General features: G+C 64.7%; 21 protein-coding genes and 1 pseudogene. 7 read left to right on the top strand and 15 right to left on the bottom strand.

Annotated elements, in window-relative coordinates; translation table 11 throughout:
• Positions 1-717: 717 nt before the first annotated feature.
• The 4 genes from DMB37_RS34805 to DMB37_RS34785 all read right to left on the bottom strand — a co-directional run bounded on the left by DMB37_RS34805 (position 718) and on the right by DMB37_RS34785 (position 5,903).
• The gene (locus DMB37_RS34805; protein WP_135236313.1) at positions 718-1,683 is read right to left on the bottom strand and encodes an alpha/beta hydrolase; all 966 of its coding nucleotides are present in this window, start codon (positions 1,681-1,683) and stop codon (positions 718-720) included.
• Between the two features lie 459 nt (positions 1,684-2,142).
• The gene (locus tag DMB37_RS34800; protein ID WP_135236312.1) at positions 2,143-2,541 is read right to left on the bottom strand and encodes a hypothetical protein; all 399 of its coding nucleotides are present in this window, start codon (positions 2,539-2,541) and stop codon (positions 2,143-2,145) included.
• Positions 2,542-4,174: 1,633 nt separating this feature from the next.
• On the bottom strand, positions 4,175-5,086 hold the full coding sequence (locus DMB37_RS34790; RefSeq protein ID WP_135236310.1) for an SDR family NAD(P)-dependent oxidoreductase: 912 nt from the start codon (positions 5,084-5,086) through the stop codon (positions 4,175-4,177).
• A gap of 121 nt (positions 5,087-5,207) precedes the next feature.
• Complete coding sequence (locus DMB37_RS34785; protein ID WP_135236309.1) at positions 5,208-5,903, bottom strand: DUF2993 domain-containing protein; 696 nt, start codon at positions 5,901-5,903, stop codon at positions 5,208-5,210.
• A 325-nt stretch (positions 5,904-6,228) separates the two neighbouring features.
• Here DMB37_RS34785 and DMB37_RS34780 point away from each other — a divergent pair, with 325 nt between their 5' ends.
• Positions 6,229-6,834, top strand: coding sequence for a L,D-transpeptidase family protein (locus DMB37_RS34780; protein WP_167769024.1), 606 nt, complete (start codon positions 6,229-6,231; stop codon positions 6,832-6,834).
• Between the two features lie 45 nt (positions 6,835-6,879).
• Here the strand turns inward: DMB37_RS34780 and DMB37_RS34775 are convergent, their stop codons facing one another.
• Positions 6,880-7,707 carry an LLM class F420-dependent oxidoreductase gene (locus DMB37_RS34775; RefSeq protein ID WP_135236307.1) on the bottom strand — a complete coding sequence of 276 codons (828 nt, stop codon included), beginning with the start codon at positions 7,705-7,707 and terminating at the stop codon, positions 6,880-6,882.
• Between the two features lie 239 nt (positions 7,708-7,946).
• On the opposite strand from DMB37_RS34775, the gene DMB37_RS34770 reads away from it, so the two are divergent.
• Positions 7,947-8,672: a response regulator transcription factor gene (locus DMB37_RS34770; RefSeq protein WP_135236306.1), complete on the top strand. Its 726-nt coding sequence runs from the start codon at positions 7,947-7,949 to the stop codon at positions 8,670-8,672.
• A 46-nt stretch (positions 8,673-8,718) separates the two neighbouring features.
• Positions 8,719-9,171: pseudogene (locus tag DMB37_RS34765) on the top strand (serine hydrolase); the annotation flags it as partial.
• A 12-nt stretch (positions 9,172-9,183) separates the two neighbouring features.
• Here the strand turns inward: DMB37_RS34765 and DMB37_RS34760 are convergent.
• Together DMB37_RS34760 and DMB37_RS34755 are read right to left on the bottom strand one after the other, a co-directional pair.
• Positions 9,184-9,735: a dihydrofolate reductase family protein gene (locus DMB37_RS34760; protein ID WP_135236304.1), complete on the bottom strand. Its 552-nt coding sequence runs from the start codon at positions 9,733-9,735 to the stop codon at positions 9,184-9,186.
• 48 nt (positions 9,736-9,783) lie between these two features.
• Positions 9,784-10,353: an ABATE domain-containing protein gene (locus tag DMB37_RS34755; protein ID WP_135236303.1), complete on the bottom strand. Its 570-nt coding sequence runs from the start codon at positions 10,351-10,353 to the stop codon at positions 9,784-9,786.
• A gap of 103 nt (positions 10,354-10,456) precedes the next feature.
• Between DMB37_RS34755 and DMB37_RS34750 the strand changes: the two genes are divergently transcribed.
• On the top strand, positions 10,457-11,629 hold the full coding sequence (locus DMB37_RS34750; RefSeq protein ID WP_135236302.1) for an epoxide hydrolase family protein: 1,173 nt from the start codon (positions 10,457-10,459) through the stop codon (positions 11,627-11,629).
• A gap of 121 nt (positions 11,630-11,750) precedes the next feature.
• On the opposite strand, the gene DMB37_RS34745 is transcribed toward DMB37_RS34750, so the two are convergent.
• Positions 11,751-11,957, bottom strand: coding sequence for a hypothetical protein (locus tag DMB37_RS34745; RefSeq protein WP_135236301.1), 207 nt, complete (start codon positions 11,955-11,957; stop codon positions 11,751-11,753).
• Positions 11,958-12,090: 133 nt separating this feature from the next.
• The gene (locus tag DMB37_RS34740; protein WP_135236300.1) at positions 12,091-13,032 is read right to left on the bottom strand and encodes an alpha/beta fold hydrolase; all 942 of its coding nucleotides are present in this window, start codon (positions 13,030-13,032) and stop codon (positions 12,091-12,093) included.
• A gap of 432 nt (positions 13,033-13,464) precedes the next feature.
• Between DMB37_RS34740 and DMB37_RS34735 the strand changes: the two genes are divergently transcribed.
• Positions 13,465-13,800 carry a hypothetical protein gene (locus DMB37_RS34735; protein WP_135236299.1) on the top strand — a complete coding sequence of 112 codons (336 nt, stop codon included), beginning with the start codon at positions 13,465-13,467 and terminating at the stop codon, positions 13,798-13,800.
• Between the two features lie 102 nt (positions 13,801-13,902).
• Here the strand turns inward: DMB37_RS34735 and DMB37_RS34730 are convergent, their stop codons facing one another.
• Positions 13,903-14,238: an Lsr2 family protein gene (locus DMB37_RS34730; protein WP_107655543.1), complete on the bottom strand. Its 336-nt coding sequence runs from the start codon at positions 14,236-14,238 to the stop codon at positions 13,903-13,905.
• Positions 14,239-14,371: 133 nt separating this feature from the next.
• Between DMB37_RS34730 and DMB37_RS34725 the strand changes: the two genes are divergently transcribed.
• Positions 14,372-15,448 carry a low specificity L-threonine aldolase gene (locus tag DMB37_RS34725; protein WP_240771789.1) on the top strand — a complete coding sequence of 359 codons (1,077 nt, stop codon included), beginning with the start codon at positions 14,372-14,374 and terminating at the stop codon, positions 15,446-15,448.
• A gap of 1 nt (position 15,449) precedes the next feature.
• On the opposite strand, the gene DMB37_RS34720 is transcribed toward DMB37_RS34725, so the two are convergent.
• The 4 genes from DMB37_RS34720 to DMB37_RS34705 form a co-directional block, all read right to left on the bottom strand.
• The gene (locus DMB37_RS34720; protein WP_135236298.1) at positions 15,450-15,920 is read right to left on the bottom strand and encodes a DoxX family protein; all 471 of its coding nucleotides are present in this window, start codon (positions 15,918-15,920) and stop codon (positions 15,450-15,452) included.
• Between the two features lie 258 nt (positions 15,921-16,178).
• Positions 16,179-16,565 carry a hypothetical protein gene (locus tag DMB37_RS34715; RefSeq protein WP_135236297.1) on the bottom strand — a complete coding sequence of 129 codons (387 nt, stop codon included), beginning with the start codon at positions 16,563-16,565 and terminating at the stop codon, positions 16,179-16,181.
• A 184-nt stretch (positions 16,566-16,749) separates the two neighbouring features.
• A complete protein-coding gene (locus tag DMB37_RS34710; RefSeq protein WP_240771788.1) occupies positions 16,750-17,868 on the bottom strand; it encodes a beta-lactamase family protein in 1,119 nt (372 codons plus the stop codon).
• Between the two features lie 93 nt (positions 17,869-17,961).
• Positions 17,962-18,819: an AraC family transcriptional regulator gene (locus DMB37_RS34705; protein ID WP_240771787.1), complete on the bottom strand. Its 858-nt coding sequence runs from the start codon at positions 18,817-18,819 to the stop codon at positions 17,962-17,964.
• Positions 18,820-18,930: 111 nt separating this feature from the next.
• On the opposite strand from DMB37_RS34705, the gene DMB37_RS34700 reads away from it, so the two are divergent.
• Entirely contained in the window at positions 18,931-19,416 is a 486-nt protein-coding gene (locus DMB37_RS34700; protein WP_135236296.1) for a GNAT family N-acetyltransferase, read from the top strand.
• A gap of 28 nt (positions 19,417-19,444) precedes the next feature.
• Here the strand turns inward: DMB37_RS34700 and DMB37_RS34695 are convergent, their stop codons facing one another.
• Positions 19,445-19,873, bottom strand: a complete 429-nt coding sequence (locus tag DMB37_RS34695) for a GtrA family protein (RefSeq protein WP_135238000.1) — start codon at positions 19,871-19,873, stop codon at positions 19,445-19,447.
• Positions 19,874-19,881: the final 8 nt, after the last annotated feature.

The raw sequence follows: 19,881 nt of genomic DNA, 5'->3' as shown, positions 1-19,881 counted from the left end.
CGGCACATATGAACTGGTGCATCTGCACGGAACGGCGCAGACTTCAAGCGGTGAAGATTGCCGCAGAGCGCGCGCCGACCAACGCGCGGTATTGCCGATTGCACGGCGTGGAAGTAGCGTGGTCGGCCCGCGGCATCAGCGGTGAAATCAGACAATGCGACGATCTCTTCATGGATGTCTTCGCGAGCACACGTACCTTCGAGGTCCGGCGCTGGGGGTAGGACATTCCGGACTGCTGCTGCGTAGTTGGAAAGGCTCCGCAGGCGACCCACGTATCGAGATCCTGTTCAAGCCGGCCGACTTCGTGTGCCTGCCGAACTTGTTGAGAGGCATCACCATTGCCGTGGTGACCGATGGTGAGGTGTACGCGACCGCCCTCGAGGTTGTCGGTCGAGATCTGGGGCAGGATGAGAACTTGTTCGTTGTGACGTCGGACAACGTGTCGGGGTGGGTGGTCGGTGGTTCGGCGAACGGACGCAGCGGTCCGGAATCGACATCTCGTAAGCCGATGTTCGATGGGTGGGCGGCTACGGAGCCGATCACGGATCTATTCACACTTGGCGCCGCGCCGTGCTGACGACCCGCAGATCTGCCGAGAGCGTACTTTTCTGCCGCTTAAAAGGCTGTTCGGACCGGTCGGCCGCGGTCGTCCTAACGCACGGATCTGCCGATTCCAGGGCATTCCGGATGTGGAAAATGCCCTGGAATCGGGGTTGGTCAGTCGACGGTGGCGGCCCATTCGGTGAGGACCTTGATGTAGAGCTCGGGCTCGGGCTCGTGCATGGTGTGCGGGGCGTCGAGCAGGGTGTAGGTGACCGACTGTCCGGTGGATTCGAGCAGACGGCGGGCCTGCTTGGCCTGGATGTCGGTCATCGCGCCCATGAGTTGGCCGGTGTCGGGGTCGGTCATGTGGAAATGGTGGGTGAGCAGGGTGGGGACCTTGTTCTGCGACAGCATGGTGGCGTGGTCGCAGCCGGAGTTGGCGGTGTCGGTGGCCCATGCACGGCCCCATTCCGGGTCGTATTCCTTTAGATGTTGCGGCGGGGTGGCCGCGGCGCGGTCGCTGGTGCCGTCGCCCATCATGAACCCGATACCAGGGTGTAGGAACTCGGGCAGCTCGCGGGGCGCGGCCTCGACCATGCCATCCCAGTCCCCGATCGACCATTGCGGGCCGAGCCATTTCGCCCATAACACGAAGATCGGCCCGAGGGTCTGCATCATGCCGGGACCGTAGGGTGGGGCCGCCTGCGAGGCGAACAGCGGCGGATCCTCCAAGTAGGCGCCACGGATGAGTCCGGACTTGGCGTAGGCGGCCAGCCAGGCGGCGATGATGCCGCCGGAGGAGTTGCCCGCGACCAGGGTCGGGCGGCCGATTACGAGGTCGATGAACCGCTCGACGTCGCCGCCCCAGGTGTTGAGGGTGTAGCGGCCGGGTGTCCAGGTGGAGCGGCCCTGCCCGCGCAGGTCGATCGCGAATACACGGAACTGCGATGCCAGCAATCCGATGGCGGCCTCGTATCCCCACCAGGATTCGCCCTGGGCGGGGATCAGCAGCAGCGGCGGTGCGGTGGAGTCGCCCTCGGCGACATAGTTCATGCGGATCTCCCCGAGATCCACGATGTGCTCGTCGAACTTGTGCGCGACGAAAGTGTCGGCGCGGTCGGCGGCTTCGGAGATGCCCATGATCGTCGATCCTTTCCTGAGCGAGCGGACCGGCAGTGGAACAGCCTTAACGCTAGTGGTTGGCTAACTGCTGGTGATCATCTGTGTGACACCCACCGTAGGAACCAGCTAGGACAGATTCGGCCCTAGCTCATAGGCTGGTCTATATATCACTCGCCATAGCCAGAGGCGCTCATTCGCCGCAAGGCGCGCTGTTCGGATCGGCCACATGGCGTCCCTGAAAGTCGACGGGCCGAGACCATCCCGGCCCGTCGAACGCACTGAAATGCCGCGTGCCGCGCATTGGTCGAGCGTCCAGATCGGTTGGTAGTGAGGGCTTCTCAACGCGCGTAAATGCCGCATTCAGCGCGAACCGATCGCGTTGACGGCATCCACTGATCGGTTGGCCGTCAACGTCTCCAAAACATCTGTACTGGTTGGCAAAATAGCCGACCTTTATAGGTCCAATGCCGCGCGAGCTCAGCTGATCCGTAGGCAGGGGCGGCCACGAATGATCGTGCCACCTTTGACTTGTTCATGGCCTTCGACGCACAGCAGCGTGCCAGTATTGAACTTCATCCCGACGGGCGTAGAGATCTTGTTGCTGAAGCTCATTTCGTCGGTGACGGTGGTGCTCATAAAGGAATCGTCGCTAGAAGATATGTAGAAGTGGCCGAAGAAATCGCCACCTTGCGTTGTGTACGTGGTCACCTGCATGACGTTCGTCCCACTACGATCGATGCCGACGCAGACCCTGCGGTCACACACGATTGTGTCGGCAAACGCCGGCGGCTCACCGGCGGCAGTCACTATGCCGACGCCGATCGCACTCGCCGCTATCCGTGCCAGCCACCGCCCTTTCACACCGGCAACGTACATGCACACTTCCTCTCGAGTCGATCACCCTCTCCGGTCCATCAAGACGCGGTCAACGTACACGATCAACCCCCTACCGGTCGGCATCCGACGCGTCGGCGAGGTAGTCGGCGCAGCCCGATCGGGCGCGTATCTCGCCGACACGCGCAGGACGAGTCCAGCCGCATATCAGGAGGGGACAGATCCCCGAGCCATTGGCCATCCAAAACGCGCGATCTGGCCGCTGAGTGCACGGCCGCACGGTAGAGATCCGCTGCGGCTCAGGACGTTCGCACATACCGATCATCGTGCGTGGGGCGAAGTCCATATCGCTGGTTTGTGAAGCCGAGAACCCATCCTCGCCCTGATCGGCATCGAATGCTTGTCAGGGGGCTGTCCCCTCAACCGACTGCGAGGTCGAGTGCGGCCCTGTTGTTCGGCGAGAGACTGTGTACCAGCCCTTTGACGCCTGTGCCCTCCACATTCAGGCGGGTCTACAGAAGAAAGGTCTCCATGTGACGTAGCTGAGTGTCGAGGAGTGAAGACGATCGACACGCTTACAGAGATGCGGTCAATGCCGGGCCGGTTGAGTAGCCTAGGAATCTAGGCGATCTAAATATTCCTCCTTCCCTCGTTGGCGTTCCGTTGTCGTTCTTCGCCCTCAACGTGCGTGAGTTCTCCACATCGGTTCTCGACTATAGGAGGTTTGTTATTAGTACTACTGGTTCCCGGACCGTTGATTCATATCGGTTACGGGTCATGGCCCGAGGTGTCACGCCGGTAATGGCCCTAGCTGTCGTGGCCTCGATACCCGTATGTTTCTCCGCGTCGGCGGCTGCCGCTGACAAGCCTTGTGAATCGAATACTTCCACCAGCGGCACCCTCACTTGTACGGTTCCAGAAGGTATGACGCACATGGACGTCGTTGTGGCGGGCGGCAGTGGCGGGGGTGGCGGTGGCGGTGGCTGGAATTCGCACATTGGCGGCGGTGGCGGCGGTGGTGGTGGCGGCGCCGCTGCTGTCTGTACGGTGGCGGTCACTGCGGGGCAGGTCGTGACATTGACCGTGGGCAAGGGAGGGCGTGGCGGAAAGGCCGGTAAGGGCAGCGACAGCGGAACGGCTACAGCCGGTGGTCCGGGCGATGACGGTCAACGTTCTTCTATCACCGTCGATGGGACAGAGGTGGCCGCTGCCGAGGGCGGGTTCGGCGGGGATGGCGGAACTGCCGGTTCGGACCAAGCTGAGGGTACGAGCGGAGCCGGCGGAGTCGGTGGCCCTAAGGAAGGTTCCTTCTGCACCGGTGACTCCGCGACCATCACCGCCGGAGGGACCGCGGAAACAAACGCTGGTTCGGGCGCCACGCTAGGTGGACAAGCAGGCCGTTGCGACGGCCGGGGTGGTATCGGCAGGTTGGGCGGCATGAAACCCCAGAGCGCATCCAGTAGTCGCCCTTCGACGACCGGGGAGGGTTTGCCGGGCTCTTACGGCGATAAGGGTTGCGCAAAGTTGACGTTCAAGGCCTGACAGGCCATTACGGCTGCCGGTGAAGCCCTGCTTTATCGGCAGCCAGCTCTGGCCGCCTCCCACACCGCAACCTCACGGGAGCAAGCGGCAAGAAGGCCGGCACGGATCATGGTCGGGTCGGTGCGACTGGGCGCTAGAGCGGATCCAGTCCGGTGAGTGCCGAACTGGCGGCCCACAGTTCGGCGGCAGTGTCGGGGTCGGTCAGGTGTGGGCGGGGTGCTTCCCGATGGGGCCGACCGCGGAGACCGAAAACCCTTGGCCCCCAGAGTTGTCCGCCGGTGATCTCCGGATCCAGGACGGTTCGGACAATGGTTTCGGCAGCTGCGTGTTTGCCGTGCAGCACTAGTCCTGCGGGTAGCCCGCGCAGGCGCTGGGTGGTGGTGCGGACGAAAAGTGGTGGGCGCGAGGGGGTCAGGGAGTCCAGTGCGCCGCCGGGATGGGCGACGATGCTGGCGATATCGGAACCGTGGGAGCGTAGGCGGCGGTCCAGTTCGAAGCCGAAAAGCATTTGAGCCAGCTTCGATCGCCCGTAGGTGCGCTTGGCTCGATAGTCGTGCTCGGAGTGCAGATCGGCGAGGTCCAACCGTTCCGACCGGGCGGCGAAACTGCCCACGGTGATCACCCGGCTGTGCGCGGTGGCGGTCAAGATCGGCGCGAGATGAGCGACCAGCGCGAAGTGCCCCAGGTAATTGGTCGCAAACATCAATTCGTGCCCCTGCGCATTCACCCGCCGATCGGGACCCGACAACAGAATCCCGGCATTGAGGACGACCGCGTCCAATCGATCGGCATCGAGCGCGTCCACGGTGGCGGGCAGCGAGGACAGATCCGACAGATCCATGCGCACCCCTCGCAGTCGGGCGCCAGGCACTCGAACCTTGATGGCGCGCATCGCGAGGTCTGCCTTGGCGGTATCACGACAGCCCAGCACCACGTCGGCGCCGCTGGCCGCGAGTTGCTCGGCCACGAAATATCCGATGCCTGCGTTGGCACCGGTAACCAGAATCGTCTTCCCCTCGGCCTGCCGGCCGGTATGCCACGTCATGCCAACGACCTTGGCAGTCTGGTCTTGCACCGCCCTCACACGCCGCTGGCGTGCAGCCCAACACCGGTCGAGAGACCGGACCCAGCAGGTCGGCCAGATCACTTCGCGAGGCGGGCGTGGCTCACTCCAGGTTGGAGAAGCGCACGTCGTGGGCGGTGGCGGTCACCTGGAGGCCGTCGGCGCTCGGTTGGATGGCCGTCAGTCGCGCACCGAGCGGCAACCGCTGGAGCGGCACGGTGAAGGTGAGGGCTCGGCGCAGCATTGCCAGCGAAATCGTCGGTCCACCGGCCGCGTGTTGCACCGAGACCGGAGTGACCTCGATACCGTTGTCGGTGGGCGCGACCGTGACGATGACCGTCGCGGGCACCCGGATACCCTCCACCGAGAATGTCCCGGCGACGCGCAGACCGTCCGGGCTGTAGGAGATCGACTCCACTCCCGAAGGCGCGAAGCCCTGCACGGCGGCGTAGGGAACCACGGCTGTCGCTGTGGCCACGGCCGCGACCAGGTTCGACGTGCGCTTCTGCAGCAGATCACTCAGCGGCGCGGCGACGTTCGTCAGCGTGACATCGAGATTGTGGACCGTGAGGCCCTGACCGCTCCAGTCGCCGACCCGGATGTCGATGTCGCGATAGTTGCCGTCGACGGCCTGCGTCAGGAACGGGAAGCCGCCGATGTCGACGCTCGGCTGCTGCGCAAGGTTGTAGTCGGCGGCGACCTTGCGGCCGATCTCGTTCTGCGCCATCGCGACTGCGACCCGGTCGCCGACGATCAGTGCGATCGCCAGCACGACGATCAATATCAGAAATGCGCGCATGCGCTCACCCGCTCGGACATCCCACCATCATGCTGGGATTGTCGCCGGGCTGCCGCCGTCGCCCCCGGCGTGCCTCAAGATCGCCGGCCGGTCGATGGCCGTGGATGTGGTCGCCGAGGCATAGGCGAGTCGCCGGACGGAAAGATCATCGGCCGCTAGGCTGCTGTTTCGGCGTCCGTCACATCCACCAGTGTTCGGGGAGGTCGATATCGATGAATCTGTTGCGCTCCTAAGAAATTCATGCCTCGCGATATACATTTTATGCGTCGGCGCGGCGCTGACCGTCGCCGCTCCCCCGGCCGCCGCAAGCAATTTCTGCCAGGCGTTGAGTAACGGCCAATCGAGATACCAGGCCGGGTCAGCGAGGACAGTTGTCTTCGCGATCGCCGACGATTACGGCACCGCCGAGGTGAATGTTGTCGCCTGTGTCCGGCGTGGCGCCGCCTGGCAGCCAACCCTGTCCACCGCCGGGTACATCGGCAGCAACGGGTTCGCCGAACCGAACGCCAAACGTGAGGGCGACGGCAAGTCGCCCACCGGTTCCTACCCGCTGACCGAGGCGTTCGGCGAGGTGAATCCCGGCACCGAACTGCCCTATCGCACGCTGCGCCGCGGCGGCGCGTGCTGGGGTTCCACCGGCGGCGACCACCGCTACAACACCTACTACTCGGGCACCTGCCTGCCCGCCGACGAAGACCTCACCGAGCTGATGAACGACGGCCCTTACAAACAGGTCGTAGTCATCGACTACAACCGGCCTCCGGAGTCGCCGATCGTCCATGGCAGCGGTTCGGCAATCTTCCTGCACGCCGGCTCGGGCCCCACTGCGGGCTGCGTCGCTCTCGCGCGTCCGGAACTGGAAACCCTCATCAAGACTCTGCGCCCGCACGATCGGATCATCATGGGCCCCAGGCAGGTCCTGCTCCGGTAACGCGGCCGCCGCAGTCCGGCATGGGCACGGATCCGATCGACGCGCTCACCGCAGAGTCAGGTACCGATCGACGAGCTTCGCGAATTCGTCCAGCTGGTGCAGACTTTCGGATTCCGGACGGGTCGGCAGCGAGATCGTGACGCGCTGCACCCCGGCCTCGGCATACGCGTCGAGGACCGCGGGGTCGGGCGCCACACCCACGACAGAGACAGGCAGATCATTACCGTCGAAGTGAGCCAACTGCGCCGGAATCGCGGCAGGATCGGTCAGCGCGATGGGGATCCACCCGACGCCGTGCCGCACCGCGCGCTTGGCCGCGGCCTCGCCACCACCGATGAAGATGGGCGGATGCGGTTGCTGGACGGGCTTCGGCCAGGCGTACATCGGATCGAAATCGATGAAGCGGCCATGGTATTCGGCGAGGTCCTTGGTCCAGATCTCCCGGAGCGCCGCTAGTTGCTCATCGAGCAGTTCGCCGCGGGTGCGGGGATCGGTACCGTGATCGGCCATCTCTTCCCGATTCCAACCGACACCTACGCCGAATACGAAGCGGCCATTGGAAATTCGGTCCAGCGTGGCGACCTCTTTGGCCGTGTGGATGACGTCGCGTTGGATCAGCAGCGTCACCCCGGAGCCGAGGATCAGCTTCTCGGTCACTGCCGCGACAGCACCGAGAGTGACGAACGGATCCAACACGCGGTAGTACATCCGGGGCAGCTCACCGCCGCCCGGGTACGAGGATTCCCGACTGGCGGGGATGTGCGAGTGCTCGGCCAAGAAGAGCGATTCGAACCCCCGCTCTTCCAGCGCCTGGCCGAGCTTCGGACCGCTTATCCCCTCGTCGGTGACGAAGGTGTTGATACCGATCTGCATGCGGCAGTTCAACCCTCATCCCACCGTCGAATATTCCACGCCTGCCCATCGGGCGCCCCAGCTATGCCTACCGCAGCACAACGTGATCGATAGCGAATTGCCATAGCCTTTCCCGGACGGCGATCGCGTCCGGGGTTCGGTCAGCGGTCCGAGATCTTCCGCGCCGACGCAGGCCGAGCCATCCTCAGGCGGCAGAGCCGGATGCGTTCGGCCACACATAGGACTGTGCCAGGGGGTTGATGACAGTGCAGCCCGCTCCCCAGCGGCGAACCTTCGGACCCGAGCTTTCGGTCATCGACGGAACCGGCTCGACGTTGTCCGGAACGCACCGGTTGACCGTGGTGCTCGCCGACGATCACGCCGTGGTGCGGGCCGGATTGCGGTCGCTGCTCGGCTCCGTCGACTGGATCACCGTCGTCGCCGAGACCACGACCGACGGCGCGTTGCGTGAGGCGGTGTTGAACCGGCCGGACGTTTTGATCCTCGGTCAGTGGCGGCAACCCGAAAGTGGTGCTGTCATCGGTGAATTGGCGCGCTCCGCACCGGATGTCGCGGTGCTCGTGTTCAGCGTCGCCGAGGACGACGAGTCGGTGTTCGCCGCCCTGCGCGCCGGTGCGGGCGGCTATCTGCGCAACGCCGCGGAGCGCGACGACATCCTGCGCGCGATCTGCGCGGTCTCCGCCGGTTGGGTGGTGCTCAGCCCGCACATCGGGGCAAGGCTCGCCACGCTGCTGGCCAACTCCAACCAGCGCACCCGGCCCTTTCCGGAGCTGACCACCAGGGAGTTCGACGTGCTCAGCCTGGTGGCCGCGGGATTGTCGAATGCCTCGATCGCGGCCGAACTCGAGCTGGCGCCGAAGACGATCAGCAACTACCTTTCCCGCATCTTCACCAAACTGGGCGTGCCCGATCGGGCCAATGCGATCGTCCGCGCCAGGGATGCAGGACTCGGTCTGAATCCCTGAATTTCCCAGGGTTGCCGGACAGCTGCACCGACTCGTCTCTCATAGACCTGCTATGACTACTTGTGCCGTAGTCGTGTCGGGGCGCGGACTCGGCGACCCCGTCAGCCGCATGGACCAGTACGAACCCGAACTGAACCGCGACCCGCCCGGCGACGACCGCGACACCACCACGCCCCGCGCCATCGCCGCCGACTACCAGCAGTTGATCCTCGGCTCCGCCCTGCCCGAAGACAAACGCACCATCCTGACCGATTGGCTCGTCCGAAACGTGACCGGCGCCAAGCGAATCGCCGCCGCGGCACCCGCGGGCTGGACCATCGCGGACAAAACCGGCACCGGCGACTACGGCCGAGCCAACGACATAGCCATCGTCTGGCCGACCGCCCACCCGCCCCTCGTCCTCGCGATCATGTCCGACCGCACCGGCGGCTACGACGCCGAACCCAGCAGCGAACTGATCGCCGAAGCCGCACGGCACATCTTCAGCACGCTGGTCTGATGCGAACGGACCTCAAGCGGCGAGGAAGCGCAGCATCACCACGGTGTCGAAGTGCCTCGTCTCGGTCAATCGGAGCTGGATGCGCTTGTCCAGCGACGGGAAGAACGGTGTGCCGCCGCCGAGCACCACAGGCGACAGGAAAATCTGGTACTCGTCGATGAGCCCGTGTGGCATCAGCGAGGCGGCGAGGTCTGCGCCGCCGACCTCCATGACGCCATCGCCGCCTGCCTTGAGTCTGCGGACCTCCTCGACCGCGTTCTCGCTGACCAGCGTGCTGTTCCACTGCACCTCGGTGAGCGTGCGAGAGAAGACGACCTTCGGCTTCTCCGTCCACAGCTCGCCGAACTCACGCTCGATGCGCGGCGCGTCCGCGGGCACGTGCGGCCAGTACTCGGCCATCAGCTCATACATCCGGCGGCCGTGCAGCGAGATCTCGAGGTCGCGGAACCGGTCGTTGTGGAACTGGTGCAGTTCGTCATCCGGATCGGTCCAGTCGATGTTGCCGTCGCGATCGTTGACGTAGCCGTCCAGGGACACACCGAACCCGTAAATCAGTTTCCTCATAACCGAGTAGACCTCCCGTGCACTCGAAACTCGTCGGTGCGAGTGTGGTCAATCTTTGGTGTTTTTGCGCTGGTTTGCATTGAAGCGCGCCTTCTTCTGACGATTTCCGCACGTGTTCATGTCACACCATTTGCGGGTGCGGCTCTGGCTGGTGTCGAAGAAGGCGGCCCGGCAGGTCGGCGATGCGCACAAGGCCAATTTTCCGTCGCGTTCGCCTGCGATGATGCTGATCGCGTCGGCGGCGATTACGCCCAGGGCATCTTCTACGCGGGAAGCCGAGCTGAGTCGCCATTGACGATTGCCCTCGTGCGTCAGGACGGCCGCGGCCCGACCATGGATGCTGCAGTCATTGATGACTCGAACAGCAGACGCGGGAAGAGCTTCTCGGTTCGCGGCCGCTGTCGCCGCGGCGTGAATTGCTTCCCTCAGTTCCCGAGCGAGTTCGAGTTGGTCAGTGCTGCAGGACTCCACGGCGAGGCCGTTCACCGCGAGCCAGTCGATGAGTCGCCGCGGCGTGGGAATGCGCTCTACCCGGTCGCCCTGACGCTCTGTCAGCGTCGCCGTGAAGCTGGTCGCCAGCACGCTACCGAGGCGGAAGTCAAGGAACCCAGCAGGCATGGAACCACCTTAGCCGGTTGCACGGGCACACGAAGAGATGCTAGAACCGTCTTAGCCGGTTCACGACAGGCCGTAACCGGCTACCCGACGGCCAGGAGGTCTCATGCCCCGTCCGACCAGCGACGTGCACGCATTCGAAGCCCACGCAACCGACGCCGACCTCGAGGATCTGCGCGCGCGATTGGCCGCGGCGCGACTACCGGAGACCGAGACCGTCTACCGCGCCGTGCCCGACCCGCGCCGATGGGACCAGGGCGTTCCGCTCGCCGACCTCATCGATGTCGTGAATTACTGGCGCACCGAATACAACTGGCGGTCGTTCGAAGAGCGCCTCAACCGCATCGGCCAATTCCGCACGACCATTGATGATCTGAGAATCCACTTCCTGCACCGCCGATCCGCGCGCGCAGATGCCACTCCACTGATCTTGACGCACGGCTGGCCCGACAGCATTGTTCGATTCATCGATGTAGTAGACGAACTGGCAGATCCGAAAGACGCAGCCGCGCCGGCGTTCCACGTCGTGGTCCCGTCGCTGCCGGGCTTCGGTTACAGCGACAAGCCTGCCACCACCGGGTGGGGAACCGAAAAGATCGCGGCCGCATGGGTGGAACTGATGGGCAGGCTCGGCTACCGCAAGTTCGTCGCCCACGGCGGCGACTGGGGCGGCAATATCACTACGGTTCTCGGCGGCAGGTTCCCGGCGCACGTGCTCGGCATCCACTCGACATTCGCGGAGGCGCCGCCCGGGTTGCCGACGGACGGGCTGACGGCGGTCGAGCGCGAGTGGACCGAGGAAACCCGTGACTTCTGGCGCCACCACGCGGGGTACGCGAAGCAGCAGGCCACCCGACCGCAGACCATCGGCTACTCGCTCGTCGACTCACCGGTCGGGTTGCTCGCCTGGATCCTCGACAAGTTCGCCGAGTGGACAGATACCGAAGACAGTCCGTTCGAAACGATTTCCATAGACCGCGTTCTCGACGACGTCACCCTGTACTGGCTGACGCGGACCGGCGCATCGGCGGCCCGGATCTACTACGAAAGCCACAACTCGCTGGACCCCGAACTCCGGGTCGACGTCCCGTCAGCACTCACTATGTATCCCCGCGATGTCGAAAAGTGCCCGCGCCCTTGGGCACAGGAGCGGTACCGGCAGATCGTCCGATGGAGGTCGCCCGAAACCGGGGGCCATTTCCCATCACTGGAGGTTCCCGAGTATTTCGTCAAGGACCTGCAGGAAGGTCTCGCGGCAGTGCTGACCGCTGCTCGGTAGCGATCTGCGCGGAATTCGTATCGATGGTCGGCTCCGGCGGACACTCGGGCGGAACCCGTGCCCGGCGTGAAGTGCTGATTTCAGCCGCGTTCACAGACGAGGCGCCCGAGAGCCCGGAGCGCTAGGGGACTCGGGTGAGCTCCGCGCCCGTCGACACGATTTCGAACAGGTCGCCCCCGAGGTGTTTCACCTGCTCCCCCGAGGCCAGCTCGAAGCTCATGATCGGCGGCGATCCCGGGACAGATACCGCGTGCTGATATTCGTTGACCGAATAGACGCGACCTTCAGCGTCCTTGGTATCGAACTGCCCGACCAGCAATGCTCCCACCGGCCCGTCCCCCAATCGTATTGTCCAACAACAAAATCAGTGCAATCCAGGTCAGTAGCATCTTACGCGCGTCTACGTCCCCAGCGAAGCGTTGCACGGACATCGATCGGAGCCGGCATTTGATGCATCGAACTCAGCGGAGGAATGAGGTCAGCAGCGGGATTGTTTGGGCCGGGCAGTCCTCGTGGACGGTGTGCCCGCAGCCCGGCAGGGTTGTTGCCGTGGCATTCGGAATCCGGGCGGCCAGTGCGTCGGCCTGCGCAGGCGGCAGCCAACTGTCCTGCGCGCCCCAAACCACGAGCGTGGGTGCGGCGACACCGGCCAGTCCGGTGTCGGTGAGCCGGAAGTCCAGGTTGCGCCACAGCGACAGAAACCCGGCGCGGTTCGCGGGGCGGGAGAACGGCGCGTAGAGCTCGTCGATCACCTCTTCGGTGACGAGGTGCTGATTGTGGAAGGTGCCGCGGATGCTCTCGGCGTAGAAGGAGCGGGTGGTGAGGTTCGTGGCCAGCTCCCCGAGCAGCGGTGTGGTGAACAACGGTGTGACAGGCGCCTTTTCGGCGTCGAGCCCCGGCGAATCGAGCAGTGCCAGCCGTTCGACCCGGCTGGGATGCTGTTGAGCGAAGTACAGACTCCACGCACCACCCCAGGAGTGGCCGACGATCGCCACCCGGTCCAGGCCCAGGGCGTCGAGGACGGTTTCGATCGCCTGCGACATCGCGGGCAGGGTGTAGGCGAAGTCGTCGCGATGGAGTTCGGTGAAACCCTGACTGGGCAGATCCACGGCATAGACGGTGTGTTCAGCCGCCAGCGCCGGGATCACCTCACGCCAGGAGTAGCCCCATAGCCCACCACCTGCGACAAGCAGCACGGGAGAGCCGGTGCCGGTGCGGGTGTAGTGGAATCGGGCCAGGTCGGTATCGACGTACCGCGACTCCACCCGGGTCAGATACTGAGATCGATAGTCCGAGGTCGGCGGCTCCCAGGCATAAGCCACGGGAACAGCAATGCTCGCGAATACGCCCAGCAGCGCGACCACCGACAGGGCCAAGCGCCGGAACACCATTCCAGATTTCATGGAGGAACCTTTCGACTAGCAGCTACCGAACAAGACGAGCGAGCAGTCGTGGTTGTGACGGGGTGTGGGGTAGCTCACCGCATCACAACCACGATCCGACCAACCGGGTGAGCCGGGCAGGCGGACTCCGAGTTGCGGAGCCCGCCTGCACCAGGGCCGCATCGCAGGAATCTCGGCGGTCATTTGCGAAGTCGGGCAACCGTCCAGTTCAACTTCGGGCAAATCGGCACTTTCGCCAGCAGAATTGCTGTGAACAGCCGGAACGTTTATCCGCACCGCCGAGACGCGATACTCTTTGCCCCTCTTCGACTTCCACGAGCAAATGCGTGGATTGATCTGTGCCCGGCGCGAATTGCGGTGTACAGTTCAACTACTTTTCCCGAGTCCCGAAGCGCGGCTCGCTGCCTCTGGGTGCCGTCTCTGGAGTGATATATGCCGTTGAGTAGCGATAAGTCCGATGCGCGTTCGGCGCGAAAGCGTTCTGATTACGGGCCGAACGCCGCCGCGCCGAGCCTCGGTGGCGGCCTGGCCAAGCCGCCGGATCTGATGGGTCAGTGGGTGAAGTCGGTGACGTCCGGCCGGGCGACCGTCCAGCGGTTGGGCGGGGAATTCCCCACGGTGTCCGCGGAGGTGATCGACGCCGCCGTCGCTCGGGCGCGCGCCGAACTGCATCCACTTTTGGCCGACTCGCTCACCGAAATGACCGAACTTCTTGCGCGCGAACGCATCCGGCGCATCGAACGGGCCACGAACAGCCGTTCGAGATGAAAAAGCCGCGCCCGGAAAACGGCGCGGCGAATTCGACGGGCGGGCTCGGCAGGGAAGGACCAGTCCCCCACGGCCGAGCCCGACTCGGCGATGCTGGTGGACTTACATGCTCGCCTTCTTGTAGGCGTCCACCACCTCGGCCGAAATCCGCCCGCGGCTCGACACATCAATACCCTTCTGGCGTGCCCATTCACGGATGACACCCGTCTGCTCCCGGCCGGCCGTCGGCCGCGACCCGTTGCTCGTGCCTCGCGGCGCACGTCCGACCTTGCGGGCCGTCGACGTCCACTCCGCGAACAGACCGCGGAGTTGCTTGGCGTTGACTGCCGACAGATCCATCTCGTACGCCACGCCATCCAAGGTGAAGTGCACTGTTTCTTCGGCCTGGGACTTGCCGTCGTAGTCGTCGACCAGTGTCACAACGACCTTGCGTGCCATGGAGTTTCCCCTTCGTAGAATGCTGGAATGTGTAGAAGCGACAATCGTAGACCCACGCAACAACATGTGGTCGCTGCGGTTCCGCGTCGTCGCTGTACTGATCGGCACAACCGAACTCGATGGGAAAATATCCGTGGCTGACACCGCCGGCACCGACGCCGTTCGCAGGCATGATCCCGCCGTACGCGGCTTCGCCAGCGACAACCACGCCGGGATTCACCCCGAGGTGCTCGCGGCGCTGACCCTGGCCAACGGCGGCCATCAAATCGCCTACGGCGGGGACGAGTACACCGCCCACCTCCAGGAAATTTTCGCCGGGCACTTCGGCGAGCGAGCCACGGCGTACCCGGTATTCAACGGGTCCGGTGCCAACGTCGTTGCGCTGCAAGCGCTGCTGCCGCGCTGGGGCGCGGTGATCGCGGCGGAGTCCGCGCACATCAACGTGGACGAGTGCGGCGCGCCGGAGAAGCTCGCCGGAATCAAGATCCACACTGTCGCCACTCCTGACGGCAAGTTGACCCCCGAACTGATCGACCGGCAGGCCTACGGGTGGGGCGACGAGCATCGGGCCCAGCCCTCGGCCGTGTCCGTCACCCAGAGCACCGAGTCCGGCACCGTGTACACCGCCGATGAACTTCGCGCGATCTGCGAACACGCCCACGAGCGGGACATGCTGGTCCATGTCGACGGTGCCCGGCTGGCCAACGCGGCCGCCTCGCTCGGCGTGCCGTTGCGCGCGATCACCACGGATGTGGGGGTCGACGTGCTGTCGTTCGGCGGTACCAAAAATGGTCTGCTGCTCGGCGAATGTGTCGTGGTGCTCGACCAGGAAGCCGTCCGGGATATCCGCTATCTGCGCAAGATGTCGCTGCAATTGGCGTCGAAGATGCGTTTCGTCTCGGTGCAGTTCGAGGCGCTGCTCGGCGGCGATCTCTGGCTGCGCAGTGCCGCGCACGCCAATGCGATGGCAGAGCGCCTCGCGGCCGCGGTTGCCGGTATCGACGGTGTGCGGATCGTGCGCCCGGTGCAAGCCAACGCGGTCTTCGCGATTCTTCCTCGCGAAGTGACCGAGCGATTGCAGAAGCGTTATCGCTTCTATCTGTGGGACGAACGCACCGGCGAGGTCCGTTGGATGTGCGCCTTCGACACCACCACCGACGATGTCGACAGTTTCGCCGAGGCGATCGCCGACGAGATGAGCCGGGTGTGAGCTAACCGCGCACGGGGGTTGCGCGGCGCATCGAGCGGCCTGTTCGCCGTAGCAGCAGCGTATCCCCCGCGAACGCGCCGGGACCGATCATGGCGATGAGGAAGAACGACCAGCAGAACAGCACAGCGGTCTCACCGCCGTTCTGAATCGGCAGAATCGCGCTCTGCTTCACATGCACGAGCAGAAATGCGTACGCCATCGCGCCGGAACAGAGCAACGCGGCGATGCGGGTGCCGATACCCAGCGCCACCAGACCACCCCCGCCGATCTCGATCACCGCAGCCCACCAACTCGGCCAGCTCCCGACCGTCGCGACATGACCGCCGTGCGGGGCCACCGGCCACGCGAACAGCTTGGAAAGCCCGTGCGCGACGAACGAAAGCCCCACGAGAATCCGGAACAAACCGAGCACGATCGCACCGCGACCACCAGGACCAGCCCCGGCACTCGCATCGGTAGCCAACAGATGCATGACACAACCTCGAATCCGGAACGCGGATGATCGCCAAGTGCCACCCGTATCTGTCACTACGATCCGCAGCGATGAATCGTTCAGCAACTGGGATCCGCCACCCCGCTATCCCCAGTTCGCTCGCACGCAATCCAACTACCGTTCCCCCGGTCCACTGGTCAGACGATCAGGAGGAACTGGTGGTGGCATCGAGCGAGACGCCACCAGCCTCGTTTCCTCCTGATCGTTTGCCCAACTGCGCATTTCGGAAAAGCGAAGTCAGCCCCGCGACTGGGGGACGGCTTGGTATACGAGCACCGTATTTCCGTCCCCCACCATGACTCCCATGACGCCCCGCGACTGTGCGGCATCGGCGACGAAGCCTGAGAAACCGCCCGGCAGCGGACCGCGACGGATCTCTGGCTCGAGCTCCGCCGACTCGAGGTCGACGTCGAAGGTGACGTAAATGGCGTTGCCCAGCAACGGATCCAGTAGCTGTGGGAGCGGGCTGTTGGACAAGGCGGCGGTGTCGGATTGGTTGAGATCCACGCCTATGACGCCCAATTCCGGATCATGGAACGGTTCGAGCGCCGCTGCCGGCCCGGCAGCGGCGCCGATCCCGAGCACGGCTAAGCCGAGTGTTGCGACAGCGGTACGAATACGCATCGTCAAGAACTCCAATTGTTCGCTGCGCCAACCGAAATGGTGCTGGCCCCAGTCGCGTCACAGATCGACGCAACGGATAGAACATAGCAACGCGCAGAGCCGAATCGGGTTCCTACACAACACCTCCACAACAGCTACACATTCACCGGCATGCCGCCTGCCCAGCGACCCGAGGGTGTAGATGTCAACCGCACAGCACGAGTTGGGTAAAGGCGTGCATGGCTTCGTCGATGGGGTGGGGCTGGGGCTGCTGCGAGGCGTCGATTCGGTTCCAGCGCTGCATGTTTACCACGAGGGACAGCTGCCGTTTGCCGTCGGCACTGGTCATGGACAACCCGCCGCCACCCCAGACGGAGCCGTCGTGACCCCAGTAGATGCCGCGACCGGGCACCGTTGTCTTGTGCAGGCCGAGACCGTAGTCGATTGTCTTCCCCTCGAACGAGATGACCGGGACGGTGCGTTGCATCTGCGCCAGCGACCCGGGGCTGACGATTTCACCGGCCAGCAGCAGGCCGAAGAAGCGGTTCAGGTCCCCGACGGTAGAGATCAGCGAAGCCGACGGGCCCACCCATGACATATCGAAGACGCTGTAATCGACTGGCGGGTCTATCATTCCGAACCACGCCTCGTAATGCAGTGAGTGCGGTCCGTTGACGTATGGTCCGGTAGGCAGCTCGGTGTCCCGCAGCCCGGCGCGCTCGATGACATTGCTGGTGATGCATTTTTCCGCCGAGGTGCCGGTTACCAACTCCAGAAGTTGGCACAGGAGAAGGTAATTGGTATTCGAGTACACGCCCGGCGTGCCGCCGGGAGTTCCGGTGGCAGGCGCTGCGACTCCCAGCTCGATCAGGTCGGTCCGGTCGAACTTCGTGAACCGGTTGTCGTCCAGGCTCTTCGGTGTCGTCTTCGCCACGACAGGGAAGCCCGCGAGAGATGGGTAGGCATACGGGAGGTACTCGGCGAGACCGCTGGTGTGGTTGATCAACATCCGGACGGTGATCGCCGCACCGCGATCGCCGGGAACCAACTGCGGCAGGTAGTGACCGATCGGTGTGTCGAGCGCTATTTCACCGTTGTCGACCTGCTGCAGCACAGCAGCGGCGGTGAACGCCTTGGTGACGCTGCCGACACGGTGCCGCATGTCGGCCGTCACGGGGCGGCCGGTAGCGACATCCGCGACTCCGGCTGCGCCGCGCCAGCTTTCACCGTCGTCGCGCACCTCGGCGAAGAGTCCGGGCATGCCCGCACGATGCACCGCCGTCAAAGCGGACTGTAGCTCTGCGGGATCGAGGGTGTTGGTCACGATAGGTGTCCTCTCGCTGTCGATAGGGTGACTGCTCGAGTCGCGGCGTGCTCGCCGACGCACCCGAGGTGAACACCACTATCGACCGGGAGGTCACGCTCGGTATTGGAAAAAATTTCCCCAGGCCTGGTACCGCTGCTGGGCGATGGTGGGCAGATAGTGCGTCTTCAGTGCCCCCGGGGTGTGGTCCGAGAATATCGATATGTCTCGGCACAGGTGGGCCTGATCGGTGTATCCGCAGTCCGCCGCGACATCGCACGCCGGTCGGCCCGCCAGTAGACCGTCGACCGCGTGCCGGAATCGGACCAGCATCGCCGCCCGCTTGGGTGTCAGGCCGATCTGCGACTCGAACCGCGACCACAGCCGCTTGTTGCTCCATCCGACAGACGAGGCGAGCGTACCGATCTTCACCTGACCGCGCGCGGAGAGTATGCGGTGCCAACCGGTGAGCACCTCGGGATCGGGCGTCCGGATCGGCCTATCGGACTGTGCCAGAAACGATTTCGTCAGAGCGAACCGCTCGTCCCAGGCGCGGGCGGATGCGAGTTGCTCGCGCAGCCGCCGAGCCCGCGGTCCCCATAGGTCCTCCAGGGCGACAGCGCCCCGGCCCAGATCGATGGGGGCAACACCCAACAGCGAATACGCACGGATCGGCGACAAGCGAACCTCGATGCATTCCACCTGCTCGCTACGGATGCGCATGGGTTCGATGGGAAGCCCGGCAACGAAACCGTCGAGTGACCGACGCCCGTGCGCGTCGTCGACGATCAGCTGGTGGTCCCCGAATCCGATCACCACCGTGACCGCCGCCGTCCCGGCAACCCGAAGGTCCAACCCGGTGCCTGCCGTGTCGCGATAGCCGATCATCGCGGCGCCCCGCGGCACGGCCTCGGCGGGACCGGCGAAGTCCCAGCCCAGCTCGGGCTCGCCGCCGAAATCAACAGCTGTCACCCGTCCAGGCTACGGCTCCCGGCCCTTCGTCCTGGCCGCGGTCAGGGCTGGACCGAACAGCCGGCGGCAAATGAGTGGGCACTCTGCGCTACCCCGGATAGCTTGTGGTTCATGTTGGTTCGCGAGTACACACCGGACGACTGGCCGCAGGTCTGGCCCATCATTCGGGAAATCGTCAGGGCTGGTGAGACGTTCGTCTACGACCCGGCGATGACCGAGGAGCAGGCGCGCGAGATCTGGACGGTGGGTCCGCCCGCGATCTGCGTCGTTGCCGTGACGGATGCGGGCGTGGTGGGTACCGCCAATGCGTATGCCAATCGGCCGGGCCCTGGTGCACACGTGTCGAGCGCCAGCTTCATGGTCGCCGCCGATGCCCGCGGCAAGGGCGCCGGAACGGCGTTGTGCCGGTTCGTGCTGGACTGGGCGAGAGAGCGCGGTTTCGCCGGCATGCAGTTCAACGCCGTAGCGGAATCCAATCACCGGGCCGTCGATCTCTACCAGCGTCTCGGGTTCGAAGTCGTGGGCACCGTACCCGGCGCGTTTCGCCATCCGACCCTCGGCCGGGTCGGTCTCCATGTGATGTACTGCGAGTTCTGAGTCCGCGGTCGTCCGGCCAGCCGGACGTTCAGAAGACGAAGCCGCGCAACGCCAGGAACCGCATACCGCCGACTGCCGCCATGATGGCGATCACCGCGCCCGACTGTGCCAACTCGCCGAGACCAGGGGCCCAGAACTCGAGACCCGCCAGGGCTGCGGTGCTGACCAGCAGGCCGATCAGGGCCAACCCGCCACCTTCCCACTGCGCGGTAAACCAGTCGACCCGTCCGGCCGCATTGAAGGTGAGCCGGCGATGCAGTTCGTTCGCAATCACCGTGCTGACCATCGAGCCGGCGACATTGGCGAGCAGCGGGCCGAACCCGTTCATGGCCAGGAACAACAGGAAATACGCGATATTGCTCGCGCCACCGACCAGGGCGAAGCGGATCAACTGAGCGAAAACATGATCACCACGCAGCACGCGGGAGAGTCGGTCGAGGCATTCCGCGCGCAGCATCGAGTAGG

It is taken from the genome of Nocardia sp. CS682 (genome assembly GCF_004634405.1).
GTDB classification, from domain to species: domain Bacteria; phylum Actinomycetota; class Actinomycetes; order Mycobacteriales; family Mycobacteriaceae; genus Nocardia; species Nocardia ninae.
The sequence above is the reverse complement of the archived record's forward strand: the minus strand, read 5'-3'. Positions and strand labels throughout refer to the sequence as shown.

Excerpts from the sequence above, each read along its gene's own strand:
- DMB37_RS34700 (WP_135236296.1), top strand. The coding sequence starts at position 18,931 with ATGTTGGTTCGCGAGTACACACCGGACGACTGGCCGCAGGTCTGGCCC.
- DMB37_RS34785 (WP_135236309.1), bottom strand. The coding sequence starts at position 5,903 with ATGCGCGCATTTCTGATATTGATCGTCGTGCTGGCGATCGCACTGATC.
- DMB37_RS34760 (WP_135236304.1), bottom strand. The coding sequence starts at position 9,735 with ATGAGGAAACTGATTTACGGGTTCGGTGTGTCCCTGGACGGCTACGTC.
- DMB37_RS34755 (WP_135236303.1), bottom strand. The coding sequence starts at position 10,353 with ATGCCTGCTGGGTTCCTTGACTTCCGCCTCGGTAGCGTGCTGGCGACC.
- DMB37_RS34740 (WP_135236300.1), bottom strand. The coding sequence starts at position 13,032 with ATGAAATCTGGAATGGTGTTCCGGCGCTTGGCCCTGTCGGTGGTCGCG.
- DMB37_RS34770 (WP_135236306.1), top strand. The coding sequence starts at position 7,947 with ATGACAGTGCAGCCCGCTCCCCAGCGGCGAACCTTCGGACCCGAGCTT.
- DMB37_RS34695 (WP_135238000.1), bottom strand. The coding sequence starts at position 19,873 with ATGCTGCGCGCGGAATGCCTCGACCGACTCTCCCGCGTGCTGCGTGGT.
- DMB37_RS34720 (WP_135236298.1), bottom strand. The coding sequence starts at position 15,920 with ATGCATCTGTTGGCTACCGATGCGAGTGCCGGGGCTGGTCCTGGTGGT.
- DMB37_RS34775 (WP_135236307.1), bottom strand. The coding sequence starts at position 7,707 with ATGCAGATCGGTATCAACACCTTCGTCACCGACGAGGGGATAAGCGGT.
- DMB37_RS34805 (WP_135236313.1), bottom strand. The coding sequence starts at position 1,683 with ATGGGCATCTCCGAAGCCGCCGACCGCGCCGACACTTTCGTCGCGCAC.
- DMB37_RS34750 (WP_135236302.1), top strand. The coding sequence starts at position 10,457 with ATGCCCCGTCCGACCAGCGACGTGCACGCATTCGAAGCCCACGCAACC.
- DMB37_RS34735 (WP_135236299.1), top strand. The coding sequence starts at position 13,465 with ATGCCGTTGAGTAGCGATAAGTCCGATGCGCGTTCGGCGCGAAAGCGT.
- DMB37_RS34715 (WP_135236297.1), bottom strand. The coding sequence starts at position 16,565 with ATGCGTATTCGTACCGCTGTCGCAACACTCGGCTTAGCCGTGCTCGGG.
- DMB37_RS34800 (WP_135236312.1), bottom strand. The coding sequence starts at position 2,541 with ATGTACGTTGCCGGTGTGAAAGGGCGGTGGCTGGCACGGATAGCGGCG.
- DMB37_RS34790 (WP_135236310.1), bottom strand. The coding sequence starts at position 5,086 with ATGACGTGGCATACCGGCCGGCAGGCCGAGGGGAAGACGATTCTGGTT.
- DMB37_RS34730 (WP_107655543.1), bottom strand. The coding sequence starts at position 14,238 with ATGGCACGCAAGGTCGTTGTGACACTGGTCGACGACTACGACGGCAAG.